At 73.0% G+C, this 1,961-nt stretch carries 1 protein-coding gene and 1 pseudogene; both read left to right on the top strand.

The annotated features are described in order from the left end of the window. A pseudogene (locus GKQ77_RS32170) lies at positions 1-680 on the top strand (hypothetical protein); the annotation flags it as partial. An 88-nt stretch (positions 681-768) separates the two neighbouring features. Continuing rightward, positions 769-1,961, top strand: a 1,193-nt coding sequence (locus GKQ77_RS32175; RefSeq protein ID WP_308117848.1) for a sensor histidine kinase, incomplete at its 3' end; no start/stop codon positions are given.

The following is a 1,961-nucleotide window of genomic DNA, read 5'->3' on the forward strand; positions in this document are numbered from 1 at the left end:
GCATCGACCAACTGGTGCCTCCGCACCCGACCGAGCTGTGGTCGCTGCGCGAGGACACGCTCGCCCGGTTCGGCGAGAACCCCCGCAAGCCCGTGCTGCTGCGCACCCACACCGGGGACATCCGCATCGCCCGGCCCGGCGCGACGTTGCGCGAGGCCCTGCGCCGGATGCAGCTGGGCCCGGTGCTCCTCGGCAACGTCGTCCCCGGCTTCCCCGGTTACGACACCCCGGTCACGGAGTGGAACGCCGCGTCGCGGGAGCTGATGTGCTCCCTCGCGGGACTCGAACACGTCCTGGTGCGCACCCTCGGCGTGGGCGCGACACCGCTCCTCTCGGTGGTCCCGCTGACCCGGCGGGCCCGCTTCCGGCCCCGCCCCCCGGCCCCGGGCCGCCCGGCGCGCCTCGCGCCGCACACGGTGGTGCGGCGCGCCGGGTCCGGCTGGCTCGTGGAGCCGGGCCGCCGCGACCACCTGGTGGAACTGCACTCGCCCTGGGGCCAACGGCTGCTGACCCATCTGGAGGGAGCAGAGGGATTACAGAGAGCTGAGGGAGCCGACGCGGTTGTCGCGGGGGAGCCTCTGCCGCGGCCCGCGCTCGACGCGGCCCTCGCCTATCTGGCGGCGGCCGGAACACTGGAGCAAAGCGGCTCATCCGGGGCGCGGATTAGAATCCGGAGGTGAGTCCGATGTTCGGCGCGGAATCACGGGGGAATTGTTGAACAGCGTAATATCCGGCGGAAGTACACCGACGAAACACCTCGGGAACGCCGTGGCGGACCCGGCAGACCCAGCAGAGCTGGCAGACACCGCGCACATCTGGCGCTCCGGGAATCTGCCCCCGCGCCTCGCGGTGACGATCACCGCCCTCGTCCTGGTCGGCTTCTTCGCGATCGACGGCTCCTTCCTGATCGCCGAATCACCCTCGGCCTGGCAGTTCTCCGTCGCGGTCCTCGCCTTCCTCGCGATCCTCGTCCTCCAGCTCAGCCACTCCTTCCCACGCCTGCTGCCCCGGCTCTACCGGTACCGCTACTGGACCCTGGGCACGCAGGCGGCGCTGTGCTTCGTACCGTTCATCACCTTCCGCCTCGCCTGGCTCGCGATGCCGGGGTTCCTGTCCGCCTCCGCGCTGCTGCTGCTCAGACCGCGGTTCGCCTGGCCGCTGTTCGGCCTCATCGTGCTGGCGATCGACGCGCTCCTGTTCCACTTCGGAGCGGGCTGGGACGTCGTCTACATCACCGTGCAGGCCGTGCTGACCCCGCTGGTGGTCTTCGGGCTCTCCCGGATGGCCGAGATGCTCGGCGTCCTCTACCGGTCGCGGGCCGAGCTGTCCCGGCTCGCCGTGGCCGGGGAGCGGCTGCGGTTCGCCCGTGACCTGCACGACCTGCTCGGCTCCAGCCTCTCCGCCATCACCCTGCGGTGCGAGCTCGCCCGCCGCATGCTGGCCGACGCCCCGGACAAGGCCAGGCAGGAGCTGACCGAGATCCTGGGCACCGCCCGGCAGGCCCTCGCCGACGTCCGCGCGGTCAGCCGAGGCCACCGCGAGATGTCGCTCTCCGGCGAGGCCGACGCCGCCCAGTCCATGCTGCGGGCCGCGGGGATCGGCGCCTCGGTGCGCCTGGACTGCGCCGAACTGCCCGAGCGGACCGACACCTTGCTCGCCGCGGTGCTGCGCGAGGGCCTGACCAACGTCCTGCGGCACAGCAAGGCGGGGCAGTGCGACATCACAGCCGTGCGCGAGGGCGCGAACGTGCGCTTCACGATGACCAACGACGGTGCGGGACGCCCCGGCAGGCCCCCCGTGGGCGGCGGCCTCCACAGCCTGCGACGCGGCGTGGAGGCGGCGGGCGGCTGGCTCACGACGCGTGCGCTGCCCGGCGACAGGTTCCGCGTCGACGCGGTGGTGCCGCTGCCCGAGGGTGCCGCCCCGGCCGCCGGCAACGGACGGGTCAGGCCCTCCCGCCC

Source organism: Streptomyces anatolicus (assembly GCF_019400875.1).
Lineage (GTDB): Bacteria > Actinomycetota > Actinomycetes > Streptomycetales > Streptomycetaceae > Streptomyces > Streptomyces anatolicus.